Genomic DNA, 19450 nt, shown 5'->3' on the forward strand with positions numbered 1-19450 from the left:
TGCAAATGGAATAAGTACATTAAAATTCGGTCATAATCCACAACGATTCTCCTATTGGTCGAATTAGTAGCAAGAAATCCAGTTCTTGAAGATAAGAAGGAGCAGTCTGATAAAATTAGTAGCAAGAAATCCAGTTAGATTGATCGGGCAGGATGATCAAGGCAATAAAGGCGAGGAGGGTGAAGGCGTGAAAGGAGGATGATCAAGGCAATAAAGGCGAGGAGGATAAAAGATATAAAGGAGTACTGGTATGGCGGCAGAACGGACATCGACGAAAACTACTTAAAAATGGCGTAGTCTAAACTTAAAAATCCCCCTCTCAGTCATATGGCAAGAAACGATATATTTATTTTTGAAAGCGGATACAAAACAAGCGGTGCAGGTTGTGCCCGGAAAATTCCATTCAATCGAGGGGGTAATATGATGAGGAATAGACGTGTCGCTATGGCCTTAGTGGTGATGATAAGCATGCTGCTGGCAGCCGTCTGGCCATCCAACGCGGCGCAGGCGGCCGCGGAAGAGACGGTAATGCTGGAGGCGGACTTCTCACAGCCACAAGGTACGCTTTTACGTACAGAACGGTACAATAACGCCGTTTACTGGCCGCTGCCGGTCGATGCGGTACAAGCCTTGCAAGCGATCAATACGACAATGGTAAGGGATTTTGTGAAGATCGACGATTTCTATGCGGACAAGACAAAGTCGATACTGGACCCCGTAAACCTGAACGGTCCAGCCATGCAGAAGGGGAGAGGGGATTATTACGACTTTCTGTCGCAATTCTCGGATGCGCTGTTCATCAACCTGAGCTTCGGCGGAAGCGAGCATGCCAGAATGAAGCTTCCGGGATCGACGGAGACGGAATTGAATTATGTGGAGTACGAAGAGGTCGGCAAGCAGATCTTAAAACGGTTGAAAGAGCGGAATCCCAAGTTGGAGTACGTGGAAGTGATGAACGAACCGGACCTTGCGGCGCCTGCTTTCGGCGTTGCCAAGGGTGACATGGCGGGATATATGAAGCTTTATAAGCACATGGCGAGCGCCGTCCAGTGGGTGAACGCGCTCGGCCTGCCGGGCAGTCCGCTGAAGGTTGGCGGACCGGCGCTTGCCGACTTCGATCTGCTGAAGCTGGAAGCGTTCGCGAACGCTTGCCAGACCCAGCAATTGCAGTGCGACTTCATCGCTTGGCATCTCTATAATGCGAATGCCGCCTTGAATAAGTCTCATGCGGAGCAGATCAGGGGGATGGCAAGCAGCTATATACCCGGTGCCGAAATCGTCGTCAGCGAGTATGGTTATGCGGGCGGCAAAGGCTCGGAGAAAATACCGGACATCTGGTATCAGACCAATACCGGACTTGCCAAGCAAGCTGCGTATATGACGGATGCGGCTTATTATCTCGAGGCCGGAGGCGCGGATATTCCGATGCACTGGGTGCAGGTGCACACCGGAGACGCCGTGTTCAAAAACCAGTTCGAAGTAGAGCCGGCAACGAGCAGCGGAGGGGCTGCACAGCCAGCCGCCTATGAAGATTATTCGGTCGCCAGCCCTGTAGCGGAGCGTTACTATACACTGCGGGCATGGCGGGAATCCACCCAATCGTCCAGCCCGCTGGTGATTCAAGAGATTCAGCTGTTCGATAGCGGCAACCAGCCAATTCCAATCGTCTCCGCTTCAGGCCGTGCGAATGCAGGATATACGATCGACGGCAATGCGGCGACCTCCCTCAGCATGAGCGGCTACTGGTCGAAGCTGATCTTCGATCTGGGGCCGAATCCGCCTGCCGTAGCGAAGGTGAAGATACTGTGGGGCAATGAAGCGAAGAACAGCTTCCAGATCTATGCGACGACCGATTCGCTAAGCTTCCATGACATTGTCGGGCAGACGCGGATGACGCCGTACTTCCACACCTTGCGCATGTTCTCCATGCTCGGAGACGCCAAGGTTCATACTTCGGGCGGCAGCGATGCAACTCACGGCGTACGGATGCTTGCCACGAAGAACAGCGACGAGCAGGTCAGCATGCTCGTCTGGAACAACCAGCTGAAGGGCGCGGACAGCAAGGCCTTCTATCTGAAAGCGGACAATCTTCCCGCCGGCTTCCAGGGAAAGCGTATCCGTGTGCAGAAGTATCTGGTAGACGAGACACACAGCAACTACAAATACAACGGGGACGATTCGCTTCAGTTGACGGACGACCGTCTGATGCAAGGTGGCGGGGGAGCCGTATTGTACGAGCGTCTCGCTGTCAACGCTGTGATGCTGATTGTGCTGACGGCCGAGGACGGCGAAGCTTCGGCTGTCGTCTCCTTAGGCAAGCAGGCGATCGTGCCGGCGGGGACGGAGACGTCCGCCGGCAATCTGCTGGATGGGAATCCGCATACGGCGTGGTCAACTGCCAGCCCGGCGTATCCTCAGACGATTACGATCGATCTGAATCGAAGCTACCATCTGACGGGAGTCGACTTGAACTGGACTTCGGCGAGCAGCAAGGGATACGCCTACAGGCTGGAAGCCAGCAGGAACGGAACGGATTACTGGCCCCTTGCGGATCGGACGGGCGGAGGAGATCCAGCGTATCAAGCACCTCCGGGAGCGGCGTCGGAGCGGCTTGACGCGCATGCCCGCTATGTCCGATTAACCGTGACCGGCGCCAATCATAACGAGCCATTGTCGATTGATGATATTCACCTTTACGCGGATGCATTCTATACGAATGCGTTCACGAATCAAGGGGAGACCGCGGATGTGGACAGCTGGACGAAAGAAGGCTACGGGAGAACGCCGATCTTATGGAACATTGTCGAGGAAGCCGCCGGTGGCAACCGGATGCTACAATCTCCTTCCGATTACGTGCGGAAGGACGGTACGGTGAACGATGTCACGCCGAGCTTCGCCGTCTTCGGTGACAGCATGACGGATTACGGCATTGAAGCGCGAGTGAAGGCGGCGAATGACCAGCATACGGGGAATATCCAGCTGGGGCTGCTGGCAAGGGCTTCGGATTACAACAACTACTATTCCTTCAGGCTGGAGAGGAAGTCGGGAATCAGCAAGGCCATACTGGAGAAACGAATCAACGGCAGCACAACGGCGCTTGCCGCTTACGATATGCCGCAGCCCATCGATCCTGCCGCATGGTATACGCTGAAGCTGGAGAGCAGAGGAGAGCAACTGACGGGATATGTGAACGGCGTGCAGGTTATTCAGACCTCCGATGCAAGCCGAACGGGCGGCAAGCCGGGACTGCGAAGCCATGAAGCGAAAGCAAGCTTCGATGACATTCATATCTATTCCTTGCATCCGGCTCCATTGCTTACGGATCTGAGGGTCGACGGGACCACCGTCAGCGGATTCGACCCGACGCTTACTGATTACTACATTACCGTACCAGCGGGCCATTCCAATGTGACGGTCGGCGCTTCGGTGTACGACGAGCCATCCGGCGGCTTGGTATGGCTGCCCGACAATGGACAGGCGGTCGTATCCCAGGAGGGCGTGCAATACACGGCGATGGGGATGTCCGCAGATGGGGACAGCGCCAATCTCTATCGTCTGTACATGCGCCAGATAAGCGGGGATACCGGCTTGACCAGCGTGAAGCTGTCCCTGTACCCTTATGCGAATCCCATTCCCAACCCTGTGTCCAATATGATTGAGCTGCAGCCGGGACAATATCAGTACACGATAGCCGTTCCTTCCAGAACCCATGAGGTGCTGATTCAGGAGGCGCTGCCGTCCGGAGCGGCATATGGCGCGACCGTCGACATTAGCAACGTTCCTCTTGTCGACGGACAAGGGACGGCCAGCGTACGTGTCACTTCGGAGAGCGGTGCGATCCAGGACTATACGTTCACGTTCGTGGTCAATAGCGAGCCGGGAGCGGGTGTAGTGCTGCTGAGCGATAATTTCGAATCCGGCGCTTATGACAGCTCCTGGGCGATGCCGGACGGGCAACCGTTCTCCTCCAGCTTCAGAGTTGTCGAGGACGGATTCGGGAAGGTGCTGGAGAAGTATGCGACGTCCACATCGCTTGCCTATGCAGGCTCCTCCCTGTGGACGAATTACGAGGTGACGGCTCGCGTCAAGGCAACGGGGTCTACAACGACCATTCCCGGCATTCTGGCACGAGTGTCCGATGACGGGAAGTCGTTCTATATGCTGCGCCACCATAATCAGGGCGGTGGATTCATCAGTATAGCCAAGACGGTGAACGGCACGATGAGAGAATTGGGAAGCGCACAGGAGACGCCATATGCGCATGGACTCGACCGCTGGGTGCAGCTGCGGCTAGTTGTCGAAGGCACGACGATTCGGGGCTATGCGGACGACCATCTCCTGTTCGACATCGACGATTCCGCCGACGCTTTCGGCTTCGGCGCCGACAACATCGATCTGCTGCAAGGCAAAGCAGGAATACGCGTAGCCAACAAGGAAGCCAGAATAGACGACTTCAGGGTAGCGGAGCCGGGTGATCCTGTCGTCGAGAAGCAACAGGCTTCAATGGCCTATGCCGGCGCCATATTATCGGAGAATGCGGCCCCGGTGCTGCTGGCGGCCCGCGTCGCGCCTCAGGATGTTGAAGGAGCTGACGATCTGAACGGCCTGCCTGTCCGGTTCACTCTGTCGCAGGTAAGAGCGGACGGAAGCCTCGAAGAGAGCGGCTGCTTGTCGCAGATTATTCACTATACGGATTCGGAAGGGGATATCGCGATTCGTATGCCTCTGACGCCCGGCTTCTATCAGGTGAAGTCGGAGCTGCTGGACAACGGCTCGTATGAAGCGGTCGCAAGGGAAGATGATCTGGCCGTATACAATTCCGCTGCCGGTTCGGCGAAGGCGGATGGAAGCTTCAAGCTGGAGAACGCAGCATTCGGAAGACGCATTCAGATAGAAGCGGAGTGGGGCTACGATGCACAAGGATTGCCTCAAGGAAGCCTGGTCCTGAATACGCTGCCTAACGGCTTGTCGCTGCGGATGCAGTCGGCCGAATGGCTCATCATTGCCGACAAGGAGATGCATGTGCAGGGACAGGCGACGGACGAGACGGGCCAAGTGTATACGGTAAGATTCAGCTTAGGCAAGCCGAAGGATGCTTCGCTGATCGTATGGCAAGGAGATTCGGCCGAAGGCGAGCCGCTCATGATGGAGGCGAACCGGAGATGGTCGGGTTCATTCAAGCTCATTAATTAATGAATCGGCAAGGGACTTGCGATGGCGGATTGGAGAGAGGGATTCCGGTTGAATATCCGATTGAAGAACATGAAGCTGCAGAGAAAGTTCATGCTCAGCTATTTGCTCGTATGCATCATTCCGCTGGCTGCGGCGTGTGCCATTATCTATCATCAGTCGGCCCGCAGCCTCCAGGAGGCAGCCGAGGAGTTCGCCGCGCTGTACACGTCGCAGATTCAGTCTTCGGTACAGGAATTTATTGATGAATACGACAGGCTGACCAAGTCCGTCCTGATCGATAACGACATCATCTCGCGCTTGAACGAGAACGGGCAGCTATCGATGGATGAACGAATTATCAATAATTTGGTGATCGACCGGATTCTGATGCGAATCGCCGTCCTGAGACCCGAGGTAAGCAGCATTATGCTCATTACGAGGAATGACGACGTCTACCAATATGCCAATGGGAACTGGATCAATACGATCAACGAAGCCATATTGCTGGAGCAGCAGTGGTATAAGCAAAGCCATTATGCGGAGGATACGCTGTTCATTACCCCGCTTCACGACCGGTCGTATTATGAAGACAAAGGGGGAGGGGCGGTATTCACCGTAGGGCGGATACTGCTTAGCGGCAACGGAGCGTATGCCGGTGTACTGCTTATTGACCTGGACCCTTCCCAGCTGTTGAAGCTGAATCAGGACTTCTGGGTGGCCCGCGACCGGTACGATATGCGCGTCATCGTCAATACGCGTTCCGGAGGAATGGTCTATCATTCCGATCTGGTCATTGGCAAGCTGATCTGGAAGGAGATCGAGGAATCTGCGGAAGAGATCGGCCAAGCCTCAAAGCGCGAGGATCTGATTCAGTTGTCCGGCAGCACGAATGCGGATCAACTGGTGGTCAGAACGGAGATTCCAAGGGATAAGCTGCTGTTGAAAATCGAGAAAATCAAATACTCGACCTGGCTGATTATCGCCATAAGCATTCTGATTATTATCGCAGCATCGTTCACCGTAAGCGCAACGGTTGTGAAGCCGATTAAAAACCTGCGAAGAAGCATGAAGCTGGTGGAAGCCGGGCAATATGCCCCTATCGCGCACAATGCGGCCAACGACGAAATCGGGAGTCTGGTGGGCAGCTACAACAAAATGATCGCGACAATCAAGACGCTGATCGAGGATGTGTACTTGGCGGAGATCAAGCAGCGGCATGCCCAGTACTTGTCGCTGCAAACCCAGATTAATCCGCACATGCTGTATAACACGCTGGAATCCATTAGAATGAAGGCGATTATGAAGGACGATGAAGAGATTGCGGCCATGATCAAAATTCTGGCCCGGATGTTCAGGCTTACATTGAGCAAAGACGGCGGTCAGAATGTCATCAGGCAGGAAGTCGACTATGCGGAGAATTATGTCCAGCTGCAAAATATGCGATTCGACAACCTGTTCACCTTATCCACCCGGCTTGGCGAGGAAGTGCTGGACTGCCCCATTATGCCGCTAGTCTTCCAGCCGATTGTGGAGAACAGCATTGCGCACGGATTCGTGGATTACGATCATCCGATCCGGATTGCGATTGAGGGAGACGTAACAGAACTGGGCGATATACGGATTAGCATAACGGATAACGGAGCGGGCATGACGGCCGGCAAGCTGGAGGAGCTGAATGACGCTCTGGGAGGCGCGGCTGCCGATAAGTCGAGGTGGGGAACGGACGTAGACGATGCCGGCAAGGGCATTGGCCTTGCGAATATTGCGGAGCGGATCAGGCTGCAATACGGGGAGCGTTACCGCGTATCGGTCCAGTCCGTCCTGGGGACGGGCACGACAGTGCAACTGCTTATACCTGGAAGATCAAGCAAGGGAGATTATGCGATTGAGAACAGTCATACTGGATGATGAGAAGGGGATCGTCGACGGCTTGAACAAGCTTATTGGCCGGTATGTGCCGGCGTGCGAGATCGTCGGCACGGCCTATAACGGGATTAGTGGCTGCGAGCTGATCGAAGAGCTGCAGCCGGATGTCGTCATTACGGATATTCGAATGCCGCAGATGGACGGTCTGGAGATGATTCGCAAGCTCATATCGGGCGGAAGCCGAGCGAAATTTATCATTCTGAGCGGTTATGCGGACTTCCAATACGCCAAGCGGGGCATTGAGCTGGGAGTGAAGTTCTTCCTGAACAAGCCGGTGGAAGAGGATGAGTTGGCCGAATGCTTGCACAAGGTGATGGCCGAAGTGAACAGCGAGCAAGCGGAGCGGAACCGGATGCGCCAGTTCGTGCTGCGGGATATGCTGGACGGCGGTTACGAGACGGCCGCCGATCTGGAGGCTGTGCGGGATCTGCTGCCATTGCCGGCTGCAGGCGGACAGTACGCATGCGCGATCATGGAATGGGAAGGGGGGCGCGACGGCTGGGGAGACGACATCCGCCAGACGTTGGAGCGTGCGCTGATCTCTTGCTTAAGGCCGATGGGCCAAGTGTATGCCTTCCCCTATGAGAGCGGACAATATGCGGTCTTGACGGCTCATGAGACGGGCATCGACGAGGCGGAGTGGGAGCAGTTCATCCGGAGGCTCCACGGGGAATGGACAGGCACAGGCTTGCCGATATCGGTCGGGACGGGGCGGGTGCATGATCTGCCCAGCGGCATCAGTCTCTCCTTCCAGGAAGCGAAGTACGCGCTGCGCTATAAAGTGATCAAGGGCTTCAGTACCGTTCTGGCTTACTCTACTATCCACAGGAATGAATCGGATAAGAAAGTTGCGGATGCAGATGAAATCATGAAGCTGGAGCACTGTATCGACAGCATGGACCCCGACGGCTGCGCGGCGATCGTCGACAGCATCTTCAAGAAAATTGAGGCGGAGGGCAATTGGAGTCTGGCGGATATCCAACAGCAGTGCTTGAGCATTCTGCTTGCCGGCATGAGGAAGGTGTCTTTCGTGCAGCTGCAACTTCATGATGATCTCGGCCAGGGGATGCTGTCGCTTGAGGGTTTGTCGGGATTCAGGACGCTGAAGCAGGTGCAGGAGTGGCTGACCCAAGCGCTGAGAAGCGTCATTGAGCTGAAGACTGCCCGTCAGTCGGCGGGCCGCAAGGACGTCATTGCCGAGATTAAGGAGTATGTCGCCTCCCATTGCGGCAGCGGCGTTACCTTGGCGGACTTGTCGGAGCGCTTCTTCATCAATCCTTTCTATCTCAGCCAATTGTTCAAGGAGAAGACGGGAAATACGTATATGAATTATGTGAAGCGGGTGCGCATGAACAAGGCCAAGGAGCTGCTGGAGACATCGGATTTGAAAGTGTATGAAATTTGCCAGATGGTCGGTTACTCCGACACCAATTATTTCAGCAAGCTATTCGAGAAGACAGTCGGCATGATGCCAAGCGAGTATAGAAGGCAATTCAACCGGTAAAGCGGGGGTTATGTGCGGTGCTCCGTCTCTCTATGCGGGAGGCGGGGCATTTTGTATGTTGGAGAGTCTATTTCGGAGACAGAAACTTAAAAATGGCCTGATGCAAACTTAAAAACCTCCCTTTGTCGGAAAATGGAAAGGGCTTTATAGTTAAATATGTAAACGGATTCATAGTCGGGAGGCGCCATAACAAGGGGGCAAAGGGGAGGAGATGGACATTTGTTGTTGAGAAATATGAAGGGGTATTGGCCGCTGTACATCATGGCCATTCCCGGCGTCACCTTTCTTGTCATTTTCAAATATATCCCGCTCATGGGATCGGTGATCGCCTTTCAAGATTATTCGGTATTCAAAGGGTTCCTGGGCAGCCCGTGGGTCGGACTGAAGCATATCGAAGCTCTCCTGCATCATTACGACTTCGGCAAGGTATTCACCAACACCCTGGTATTAGGCTTGCTTCGTGTAGCAGTCGTGTTCCCGGTTCCGATCTTGCTCGCCTTGCTCATTAACGAGGTTAAGCAGGTGCTGCTGAAGAAGGGGATTCAGACGGCGCTGTACATTCCCCACTTCTTCTCGTGGGTCATCGTGGCGGGCATCGCATTCGATCTCTTCTCCTTAAGCGGACTGTTCAATGTCGTCATCGGATGGTTCGGATACGACCCCGTGCTGGTCATGCAGGAGAGCGCATACTTCCGGTTCATCTATGCAGCGACGGGCATATGGCGGGATGCAGGCTGGGGAACGATCGTCTATATTGCGGCAATCAGCTCGATCGACCCCCAATTGTACGAGTCGGCGATGATGGACGGCGCTTCCAAGCTGAAGCAGATGATGCATGTGACGTTCCCGTTGCTGCTGCCAACCATACTGATCTTGTTCCTGCTGGAGATCGGCGGCTTCATGGAACTGGGCTTCGACCATGTCTACAACCTGCTTACTCCGATGACCTACAGCGTCGGCGATATATTGGACACCTACGTGTTCCGGATCGGCATCCAGCAGGCGCAATACAGCTTCGCTACGGCAGTCGGCCTGTTCCAGTCCGTGATCGGCTTCATCCTGGTGTTCATCTTCAATAAGCTGTCGAGGAAAGTGTCGGACGGGGGGTTGTGGTAATTATGTTCGAATCCAGAGGCGAAAGAGTGATGCGATACAGCATCGTAGTGCTGCTGTGCTTGCTGTCCGTGACGGCGCTCATTCCCATGTTGTCGGTGCTGTCTCTATCGTTCAGCTCCAGCCGTATGGTAGACCAGAATCTAGTGACGTTATGGCCGAGAGAATTCACCTTCGATTCCTGGCTGTACATTATCGACCGGCCGGACTTGTGGAAGTCATTCATGCTGACGCTCTCCACGACGGTGATCGGCACGCTCCTGGCGCTTCTTGTCACCGCTCTGCTGGCCTTCCCGCTGGCCAAGAAGGAATTCCTTCCGGCAGGCCTGCTGATGATAGCGGTCGTTATTACAATGGTGTTCAAGGCTCCCATTATCCCGTATTTCCTGACAGTGCGGAGCATCGGGCTGTACAACGATCCTCTCGTGCTGATCGTACCGCATATTTTGAGCCCGTTCAATCTGATCATTATGCGAGCGTTCTTCAAGCAGTTTCCGAAGGAGCTGGAGGAGGCTGCGTTCATGGAGGGCTGCGGGTACTTCAGGCTTTTATTCAGCTTCGTGCTGCCCTTGTCGAAGGCCGTGCTGGCTACGCTAGCTTTATTTTACGGGGTGGTATTGTGGAATCAGTTCCAGCATCCGCTATTCTTCATCCAAGATCCGGATTGGTTCCCGCTGCAGATCAAGATCAGACAATTCATTACAGACGTCAACGAGATGCCGCTGATGGGGCCTGTAACCGACATTAACTACAATGATCGAACGCTCCGCTCGGCTACCGTTATCTTCGCGATTGTCCCGGTCATTCTCGTCTATCCCTTCCTGCAGAGGTACTTTGTCAAGGGAGCGATGATCGGTTCTGTGAAGGGGTAATGTGACGTGAAGATTCGGCTGGTGGAAGTAAGAAGGTTATGAATCGAAAATCAATAAGAGGGGGAAGTAAGAATGGTGTGGAAAAGATGGGGTATGCTCCTAATGGTCGTTATGCTGGCGGCGTCCTTAACCGCCGGATGTGCCGGAAACAACGGAAACAAGGAGTCGGAGGCGCCGAAAGAAACAGCGAAATCGGGAGAGGGGACAGCGAAAGAAACAAGCAGTCCGGCCGACGAAGAAAAGACGGAGGAAATCGTCGACATTGAAGTATGGTATACGAATCTGGGGGCGCAGCCGATCGACAAGGGGAGCCCGTTATACGAGTTCTATAAGGAGCACTTGGGAATAGGCGTCATTCATCCGTATGTGGAATGGAACGGCGGAACATCGTATCTGAATCAGCTTAATCTCAAAATCGCAGCGAACGAAATGCCCGACCTGTTCATGCCGGTACAGGGCTTGGAAGCGGAGCTGGCGAAGAACGGCGCGATTGCCGACCTGACCGAGCTGCTCCCGGAGCATGCCCCTAACGTGTGGAATGCGATTCCGGCGCAAGTATGGGATGTTGTCAAGGCGAACGATCCTACCGGACAAGGCCGCATCTATTACATCCCCGGCGTGCTCGACTACGGAAGAATGGGCGGGATGATCCGCCAGGACTGGCTGGATAAGGTCGGTCTGCCGATGCCGACGACGCAAGAAGAGTATGTGAAGGTGCTGGAGGCGTTCCGCGATGGGGACCCTAACGGCAACGGTCAGAAGGATGAGCTGCCTACGGGAGGGCGCGAGCAGGCGGCATGGATGGACCATCTGTTCGCCATGTATGGAGTAGCGATAGACGAAGGCAAGCCGGACTGGGATCTGTACGACGGAGAGCTCACTTATTCGGCTGTCACGCCCAACATGAAGGCCGCGCTTGCGTTCATAGCCAAGCTGTACAAGGATGGATTGCTGGATAAGGAATCGCTGCTGAACAAGAAGGCGGATTGGGACGGCAAGATCGACGCCGACAAGGTGGGCAACTACTTCCACTGGGCAGAGGCCGCGACCACACGCCTGGAAGCTATCTATAAGAACACCGAGGTGAAAGGCGACTATTCTGTCATGCCTGTTCCTAAGGTGGAAGGCTATGAAGGCTTCTATTCGGCGAAGAAGCTGCTGAATCCGGTATGGGTCGTGAAGAAAGGCAAGGATGACAAGAAGCTGATGGCTACGTTGAAGGCATTGAACAATGTCTATGATAAAAGCAAATGGGATGCGCTGTTCTACGGGGTAGAAGACATGCACTATGTGATGGAGAATGGAAAGCGGATGATGCTGCCATCTGACAAGAGCGTGATGCAGAATAAGGTATTCTCGCCGTGGCATAATCTGGACACATTGGACTTCAAAATGGAGCTGTACCGCTCCAATATCACCGAGGACCGGAGATGGGCTATCGAGCAGGGGATTAGAAATATGGAAGAGAACCAGAAGTATGTCAAAACGATTGCCGGCGACGGCTTGTCTGCGAGCATCTATGAAGGCTACGCGGACATTAATAACCGCACGCTGTACGTAGAGTATGCGACCAAGATCATTCTGGGCCAATACTCCATCGACAAGTTCGACGAGTTCGTCGAGAAGTGGCATAAATCCGGCGGTGAAGAAGTAACGAAGCGTGCAAGAGAATGGTATGCGAAGGTGAAGAAGTAACGAAGCGTGCAAGAAGTGAAGGTGAAGAAGATAAAGGAGCTGCAGCGGCAGCTCCTTTATCTTTTTTTGTAACTTTTAACCTTTTTCTTTTAATCGCTCCTAATCGGGTGAACGCTTGAGGGGCTACTTTTTTGCTTCTCATGAAGAAGTCGCGTTTGCTCTTTAGTAAGCTTCCGAATAGCCTTTAATCTTCCATGGGCAATTCTAAAAGCCATATCGCGCGTATGCCGCTCAATGGTGAGAACATAAACGATTAGTAGTATATCCACCACTTCATTGGTGACCCGAAATACAATTAATAGTGTAGGAATCCTACTGTAGCGCCGGAAAGTGGCGTGCGAGCTGAAATAGTGTAGGAATCCTACACTGTAGCGCCGGAAAGTGGCGTGCGAGCTGAAATAGTGTAGGAATCCTACACTGTAGCGCTGGAAAGCGGCGTGCGAGATGGAATAGTGCAGGAATCCTACACTGGAACGGCGAAAAGTGGCGTGCGATCCGTAATAGTGTAGGAATCCTACACTGGAACGGCGAAAAGTGGCGTGCGAGATGGAATAGTGCAGGAATCCTACACTGTAGCGCCGGAAAGTGGCGTGCGAGCTGAAATAGTGCAGGAATCCTACACTGTAGCGCCGGAAAGTGGCGTGCGAGCTGAAATAGTGTAGGAATCCTACACTGTAGCGCCGGAAAGTGGCGTGCGAGCTGAAATAGTGTAGGAATCCTACACTGTAGCGCCGGAAAGTGGCGTGCGAGCTGAAATAGTGTAGGAATCCTACACTGTAGCACCGGAAAGTGGCGTGCGAGCTGAAATAGTGTAGAACGCCGTCAGGCGTTTTTACAAAGAGAAAGTGATTATATGAAAAACCTAAGCAAATGCAACGAATTCTATATTTTTTTATAGGTGTCCATCTGTGTTAGCATGGTTTGTAGGAAATGACAAATGCGCAGAGGAGGCGGGAAGCTTGCATAGCAGCTATTGGCTGACAAATGTACGCCTAGAGAATGGACTTATTAAGGAGAACGGCGCTGTCGCAGGGACAATGACGGGGCTGTACAGCTTGAAAATCGAGAACGGCAAAATTGCGCAAATCATTCCTGCAAGCGGATTCTCGAACGATTCGGCGGCGGAGAGGAACGAGGAGGATAACGGACTGCCGGTTGTGGATGCGCATGGCCTGCTGGCGCTGCCGTCGTTCGTGGAGAAGCACTGTCATCTGGACAAGACATTGCTTGGAGACCGTTGGCGGCCGGTTCGGCCGGCGCACACGATATTCGAACGATTCAATATCGAGAAGGATACGCTGCCGAAGCTGGAGACGACGATGAAGGAGCGCGCGGAAGTCTTGCTCGGTACGCTTCTGCAGGCGGGATCGACGCATATTCGCACTCATGTCGACATCTATCCGGACGTCGGGCTTCGCCATCTGGAGGCCGTGAAGGAAGCGCTCTCCTCATTCGAAGGGAAACTATCTAATGAGATCGTGGCCTTTCCACAGCACGGACTGCTGCGCTCGCATAGCGTCGGGCTTGTAAGAGAAGCGCTGCGGCAAGGCTGCGGACTCGTCGGCGGGGTCGATCCCCATACGGTGGACGGAGATATGGAGCGGTCGCTGCAGGGGATGATGGAGCTGGCGGTAGAAGCGAATGCCGACGTCGATCTGCACTTGCATGACGGCGGCCGCATCGGGCTGGATACGATCAAGCGGCTGGCGATGTTGACCGAGGAAGCCGGCTGGCAAGGCCGGGTTGCCGTCAGCCACGCATTCGCCCTGGGCGACATGGAGGGCAGCGAAGCCGACGAGATGGCAGGGCTGCTGGCGGAGACCGGCATAACGGTCATTACAAGTGTACCGATAGGCCGGGTGATCCCGCCAGTGTCGTTCCTTCAGGCGAAGCGCGTTCCCGTCGCGGTCGGCTGCGACAATATATTCGACTCCTGGTCGCCGTTCGGCAACGGAGACATTCTGGAGAGGGCGGGACGCCTGGCAGAGCGGTTCGGCAGAAGCGCAGAGCCGGCATTGGCGGAGACGCTCGGGTTGATTACGGGCGGACGGAAGCCGCTGGATGAGCAGGGGCGGCAGGTATGGCCGCAGCCGGGCGACGAGGCGAATATCGTATTCGCAGAAGCGAGCTGCTCGGCTGAGGCTGTAGCCAGAAGAGCGAGACGGCCTGCCGTCATGAATAAAGGGATGATCGTAGCGGGATCATTGGAGAGGGGATCGAGATGAAGCAATCGGCTTATTGGCTGGTGAATGTAAGACTGGAGAGCGGTTATAGCTATGGAGACGGCGTCATTGCCGGAACCGAAACGGAATTAAGCCATATTCGCGTGGAGAATGGGTGCATATCCGCCATTACCGCCGGTGAACGGCCAGATGACGGTCTGCCGCAGCAGGATGCGAAGGGGCTGCTCATGCTGCCCGCGTTCCAGGAGATGCACATACATATCGACAAAACGTATTACAGCGGGCCGTGGAGGGCGGTAAGGCCGGTCAAGGATATATTCGGGCGAATTCAGGAGGAGCGAGAGCTGCTGCCGAAGCTGCTGCCGACCGCACAGGAGCGGGCGGAGAATATGCTGAACTTGCTGCTTGGCTTCGGCTCCACCCATGTCCGGACGCACTGTAATATCGATCCGGTCATCGGTCTCGGCAATCTGGAGGCGACGATGGGAGCGCTTCAGACATTCTCCGGCAAGCTGTCCTCCGAAGTCGTCGCCTTCCCGCAGCACGGGCTGCTGCGCTCCGATGCAGTCGAGCTGGTACGTCAGGCGATGCGCAGCGGCGCCACTCATGTCGGCGGCGTCGACCCGGTCACCGTGGACGGCGACATGGAGAAATCGCTGCAGACGATTATGGACATTGCCGTGGAGGCGAATGCGGGTGTGGACGTGCATATTCACGATCGCGGCGAGACGGGAATGGCGACAATGCACAGGCTTGCCGATCTGACAGAGCAGGCCGGCTGGCAGGGAAGGGTAACGGCCAGCCATGCCTTCGGCTTTGCCGGCGAGCCTTCGGCCGCGGCGGAGCTGGCGGAGCGATTCGCAAGTCTGGGCATATCCGTTACGTCGACGGTTCCGTTCGGCGGCTTGATCATGCCGCTTCCGATGCTGCGCGAGAAGGGTGTCCGGGTAGGACTCGGCAATGACAGCATCACGGATCATTGGTCGCCGTTCGGCACGGGGGACTGCCTGGAGAAGGCGACAAGGCTTGCCGAGCTGTACCGGTTCGTCGACGAGCGCTCGCTTGCGGCATCGCTCGGCTTCATTACCGGGGGAGTATTGCCTCTCAACGAAGAAGGCAAGCGCGTATGGCCGACGGTCGGGGATGCCGCGGACGCCGTGTTCGTGCAAGCGAGCTGCTCGGCAGAGGCGGTAGCGAGGAGAGCCCGGCGGTCGGCGGTACTGTTCGGCGGCGAGCTGGTGTCCGGGGCATTAGACGCCGAGTGAGCGTTGGAACAATGCAACGAAGTTTTGAGCGGCCTTGGAGAGCGTATGGTTCTTCAGCCATATTAGTCCGACAGGCGAGGACAGCTCGTCCGAGGGAGATATGCGAGTAGCGTGAATGTCGTAGCTTCGATGCTGCCTGATCATCGTCTCCGGAACGATCGATGCGCAGAAATTGGAAGAGACAAGCTCCATTAACAATGTAATGTCGGAGCATTCGCCAAGCATGTTGGGGTGCAGGTGGAGGCGGGAGAAGGCTTCCATCACCAAATAGTGCACCCCTAATCCCTCCGTGCTGGGAAGCATGAGCGGGTAGTGGAGGATGTCGGCAAGCGACACCTCCCGCTTCATCTGTTCCTTGCTGCGGGCGGAGGTCAGGAAGTAGAAGGGCTCGGCATGAAGATGAAGCACCGAGAAGGGGGACAGCTCCAGCGGCAAGCGGATGAACGCGAGCTCAATGGCTCTGTCCTTTACCAGCTGGCACAGCTGAGCCGACTCGTTTTGCTGTATTTTATAAGTCACCTTGGGATATAGCTCCCGGAATTGATGGAGGAGATGAGATAATCCGGCTACCGAGAACGTGTTAAGGCCTATTTTCAGTTTTCCGTTAACGCCGTTTCCCACCTCCTTTACCTCCATTTTGGCTTCCTCCAGCAATTGCGTCATTTGCAAGGCATATTTATACAGGGCTTCTCCCGCTTCGGTTACCTCGAAGTATTTTCCGCTTCTCTCCACGAGCTTCGCTCCGAGCTCCTCTTCCATCGCTTTCAGATGCTGGCTTAATGGAGGCTGGGAGATGTGTAGCTTTTCGGCGGCTGCGGATATTTTCCTCTCTTCCACGATGGCGATGAAGTAACGCAGCTGTCTCATATCCACTTTCAATCACGTCCCCTTTTTGTATATGGAAAACCTAAGAAATCATTAATTTATTAATATTTTTCATATAATACTATTCCATGTTAGCATATGTGTATAACAGGATAAAGCTGTAAAAGGAGAAGAAAACGATGCTTCGTCAATTGGCAATGTCTATCGTCCTGGCAGGCGTATTGTTCATAACAGCATGTCAGAGCAATACGGATTCCTCTCATATCGTACCGGAAGAAACAAATTCTATTGAAAAGGCGGCGGAACAAGTGAACAATCAACTGATACTGGCAGCTGAGAATGGCGATACAGAGCGAGTTCTTAACCTTCTGGAGGAGGGAGCGGACGTCAACGCAGTCGACGATCGGGGAAGAACGGCCGTCGTGGCGGCCACCTATGCGAATAAGGCGGAAACGGTAAAGGCGCTGATCGAGCAAGGGGCGGATATCAATATCCGCGATAACAATCTCAACAATGTCCTGCTGTATGCGGGCGCCTCGGGCTATCTCGATATCGTCAAGCAGTCGCTGGCGGCAGGAGCCGACACGACATTGACGAATCGATTCGGAGGCACAGCACTGATTCCGGCTTCCGAACGAGGCCATGTGGAAGTCGTGAAGGAGCTGCTCGCACATTCCGATACAGATGTGAACCATATTAACAACTTGCACTGGACGGCATTAATGGAAGCGGTCATTCTGGGAGACGGCGGAGAGAAGCATCAGACGATTGTGAAGCTGCTGATCGATTACGGAGCGGACGTTCATATCGGCGACTCGCAGGGGATCACGCCGCTCCAGCATGCGCAGAAGCTCGGGTTCGGAGAAATCGAGAGCTCGCTGCGCGAAGCTGGGGCGCAGTGACGAGGATTAATGGTAGGGTATATCCATCCAAAAATAACGTTAGTAACCTTGAGCAGTTCTGTCTGAAAAGCACCGTCTACTAAAATGATGAGACCACCCGAATAAGTATCTACTTTGTACGATTTTTCTTACAAATTGGAGTTGGACGCTACATATATTCGGCACTTTGTATGATTTTTCGTTACTACTTAGATACTAAAGTAAGTAGGAGCTATCGCTCAAAATGGTCACATAGAATCGGAAAAATAGAGAAAAGTGTGCGCTATCGCTCATTTTGCTCACATAGCCCCGCCAAGCGTGCCTTGTACCGCCGAAAAGTAGGAGCTATCGCTCAATATGGTCACATAGAATCGGAAAAATAGAGAAAAGTGTGCGCTATCGCTCATTTTGCTCACATAGCCCCGCCAAACGTGCCTCGTACCGCCGAATAGAAGGAGCTATCGCTCAAAATGGTCACATAGAATCGGAAAAATAGAGAAAAGTGTGTGCTATCGCTCATTTTGCTCACATAGCCCCGTCAAGCGTGCCTTGTATCGCTGAAAAGTAGGAGCTATCGCTCAAAATGGTCACATAGAATCGGAAAAATAGAGAATAGTGTGCGCTATCGCTCATTTTGCTCACATAGCCCCGTCAAGTGTGCCTCGTACCGAATAGACCTAAGTAGTAACGATTTATCGTACAAATCCCCCATGGGCTGTCGGCCATCGCGAGGAACAAAAATCGGTGACGTCGTATTTATAGAACGTTATACTGGAGGGCTTGTCAGAACAAGCCCTGCTGTCCCTTCAGCTTGACCAGAGCCTCTACGAAATAGTAGTCGCCGTAAATGATCGGCACATTGACATGGCGATTAACAGGGTAAGAGACAGTGCCTTTGGTCAAGATGGCATCCTGACCATCTCCCCAATCGGCATAGTTGTCGTATAACCCTTTCAGAATAGCAACTGCGCTCTCGTAATAGAACGCTTTCTCCGCTTCATCCTCCAGCAGCATGACAAGCTCCAGCAGCCCGCTTGCCGCACAGGCCGCCGCGGTGGAATCACGTGCGAATTTATCCTTGTCCGCTGTGCGGAAGTCCCAATAAGGCACTCGATCCTCGGGAAGATGGGACAGGAAGTAGTTGGCGATGTTTTTGGAGGCGGTCAAGTATTCCGATTTGCCGGTTTCGCGGGCAGCGATTGCAAATCCGTAAATTGCCCATGCCTGACCTCTCGACCAAGCGGAGTCGGGGCCCAGTCCTTGACCGCCAAGGTTTTCCAGCTTCTGGCCTGTCTCCGGATCGAAGCTGACGATATGCGGAACGGTCCAATCCTCTCTGACGAATTGCTTGAGAACGGTATCGGCATGAGCTACGGCGATGTGCTTGAAGCGCGGGTCCCCTTCTTCCTTGGACGCCCAGAAGAGGAGCGGCAAATTCATCAGGCAGTCAATGATAGCCCAGCCGGTGCTGTTAGGATCGACGCGGTCCGTCCATGCCCGAATGAACTGCCCGCTCAGATTGAATCTCCCGGCCAAGTGGCTTGCCGCAATCAGTCCCGTTCTGCGGGATTCTTCATGGCCGGTTAACCGGTAGTTGATCACAGCGGTAGGCAAATACATAAAGCCAACATCGTGATGGATCGAATAAAATTGCTGTAAAGGAACATTGAGCTGCTGTTCGATACGCTCTGCTGTTTCCCGCAGCGCCTCATCCTTCGTCTCCCGATAAGCAAGCCACAGCAAGCCTCCCCAGAAGCCGGAAGTCCAAAAGTCCGCATTCTCGCAATTGTATCTGCCCTCCAGGCATACATGCGGAAAGCTCGCTCCAATCCTCCCATGCAGTGAATGGATTTTGTTCAATGAATCCGAATACGCCTGATCTATCCAGTCAAGCTCGCGTGCTATGGTTTGTGTCATTAGAAGATTACCCCTCTCATTGGTTTCGTCTAGTCAGCATTGTACCGAGCAAGCCAAAAGAAGGATATCGCCATAACTTGATTTCGTCTCCAATAAC

At 54.1% G+C, this 19450-nt stretch carries 11 protein-coding genes; 9 read left to right on the forward strand and 2 right to left on the reverse strand.

Translation table 11 applies throughout. The features are described 5' to 3' along the window. Window positions 1-420: 420 nt before the first annotated feature. The 8 genes from M6D81_RS10085 (at window position 421) to M6D81_RS10120 (ending at window position 15730) form a co-directional block, all read left to right on the forward strand. Window positions 421-5193: a discoidin domain-containing protein gene (locus tag M6D81_RS10085; protein ID WP_262676753.1), complete on the forward strand. Its 4773-nt coding sequence runs from the start codon at window positions 421-423 to the stop codon at window positions 5191-5193. 21 nt (window positions 5194-5214) lie between these two features. Continuing rightward, window positions 5215-7080 carry a cache domain-containing sensor histidine kinase gene (locus tag M6D81_RS10090; protein WP_262676754.1) on the forward strand — a complete coding sequence of 622 codons (1866 nt, stop codon included), beginning with the start codon at window positions 5215-5217 and terminating at the stop codon, window positions 7078-7080. After that, window positions 7058-8602 carry a helix-turn-helix domain-containing protein gene (locus tag M6D81_RS10095; protein ID WP_262676755.1) on the forward strand — a complete coding sequence of 515 codons (1545 nt, stop codon included), beginning with the start codon at window positions 7058-7060 and terminating at the stop codon, window positions 8600-8602. Before M6D81_RS10090 ends, M6D81_RS10095 begins: the two co-directional genes overlap by 23 nt. A gap of 219 nt (window positions 8603-8821) precedes the next feature. Next, window positions 8822-9718 (forward strand): ABC transporter permease, encoded by an 897-nt coding sequence (locus tag M6D81_RS10100; RefSeq protein WP_262676756.1) that lies wholly within the window; start codon window positions 8822-8824, stop codon window positions 9716-9718. A gap of 2 nt (window positions 9719-9720) precedes the next feature. Then, entirely contained in the window at window positions 9721-10587 is an 867-nt protein-coding gene (locus M6D81_RS10105) for a carbohydrate ABC transporter permease (protein ID WP_262676757.1), read from the forward strand. 72 nt (window positions 10588-10659) lie between these two features. After that, window positions 10660-12282 (forward strand): type 2 periplasmic-binding domain-containing protein, encoded by a 1623-nt coding sequence (locus M6D81_RS10110; protein ID WP_262676758.1) that lies wholly within the window; start codon window positions 10660-10662, stop codon window positions 12280-12282. Between the two features lie 959 nt (window positions 12283-13241). Then, window positions 13242-14507: an amidohydrolase gene (locus M6D81_RS10115; protein ID WP_262676759.1), complete on the forward strand. Its 1266-nt coding sequence runs from the start codon at window positions 13242-13244 to the stop codon at window positions 14505-14507. Beyond that, window positions 14504-15730, forward strand: coding sequence for an amidohydrolase family protein (locus M6D81_RS10120; RefSeq protein WP_262676760.1), 1227 nt, complete (start codon window positions 14504-14506; stop codon window positions 15728-15730). The genes M6D81_RS10115 and M6D81_RS10120 overlap by 4 nt, the downstream gene beginning before the upstream one ends. Here M6D81_RS10120 and M6D81_RS10125 read toward each other — a convergent pair. Beyond that, window positions 15716-16603 carry a LysR family transcriptional regulator gene (locus tag M6D81_RS10125; protein WP_262676761.1) on the reverse strand — a complete coding sequence of 296 codons (888 nt, stop codon included), beginning with the start codon at window positions 16601-16603 and terminating at the stop codon, window positions 15716-15718. The genes M6D81_RS10120 and M6D81_RS10125 overlap by 15 nt on opposite strands. Before the next feature lie 260 nt (window positions 16604-16863). Between M6D81_RS10125 and M6D81_RS10130 the strand changes: the two genes are divergently transcribed. After that, on the forward strand, window positions 16864-17457 hold the full coding sequence (locus tag M6D81_RS10130) for an ankyrin repeat domain-containing protein (protein WP_262676858.1): 594 nt from the start codon (window positions 16864-16866) through the stop codon (window positions 17455-17457). Window positions 17458-18219: 762 nt separating this feature from the next. On the opposite strand, the gene M6D81_RS10135 is transcribed toward M6D81_RS10130, so the two are convergent. After that, the gene (locus M6D81_RS10135; RefSeq protein WP_262676762.1) at window positions 18220-19353 is read right to left on the reverse strand and encodes a glycoside hydrolase family 88 protein; all 1134 of its coding nucleotides are present in this window, start codon (window positions 19351-19353) and stop codon (window positions 18220-18222) included. Between the last annotated feature and the right edge of the window lie 97 nt (window positions 19354-19450).

The organism is Paenibacillus sp. J5C2022 (assembly GCF_025567625.1).
Lineage (GTDB): Bacteria > Bacillota > Bacilli > Paenibacillales > Paenibacillaceae > Pristimantibacillus.

What these genes read in the sequence shown, in the direction of transcription:
- M6D81_RS10110 (WP_262676758.1), top strand. Translation starts at nt 10,660, where the DNA reads ATGGTGTGGAAAAGATGGGGTATGCTCCTAATGGTCGTTATGCTGGCG.
- M6D81_RS10135 (WP_262676762.1), bottom strand. Translation starts at nt 19,353, where the DNA reads ATGACACAAACCATAGCACGCGAGCTTGACTGGATAGATCAGGCGTAT.
- M6D81_RS10090 (WP_262676754.1), top strand. Translation starts at nt 5,215, where the DNA reads ATGGCGGATTGGAGAGAGGGATTCCGGTTGAATATCCGATTGAAGAAC.
- M6D81_RS10120 (WP_262676760.1), top strand. Translation starts at nt 14,504, where the DNA reads ATGAAGCAATCGGCTTATTGGCTGGTGAATGTAAGACTGGAGAGCGGT.
- M6D81_RS10105 (WP_262676757.1), top strand. Translation starts at nt 9,721, where the DNA reads ATGTTCGAATCCAGAGGCGAAAGAGTGATGCGATACAGCATCGTAGTG.
- M6D81_RS10085 (WP_262676753.1), top strand. Translation starts at nt 421, where the DNA reads ATGATGAGGAATAGACGTGTCGCTATGGCCTTAGTGGTGATGATAAGC.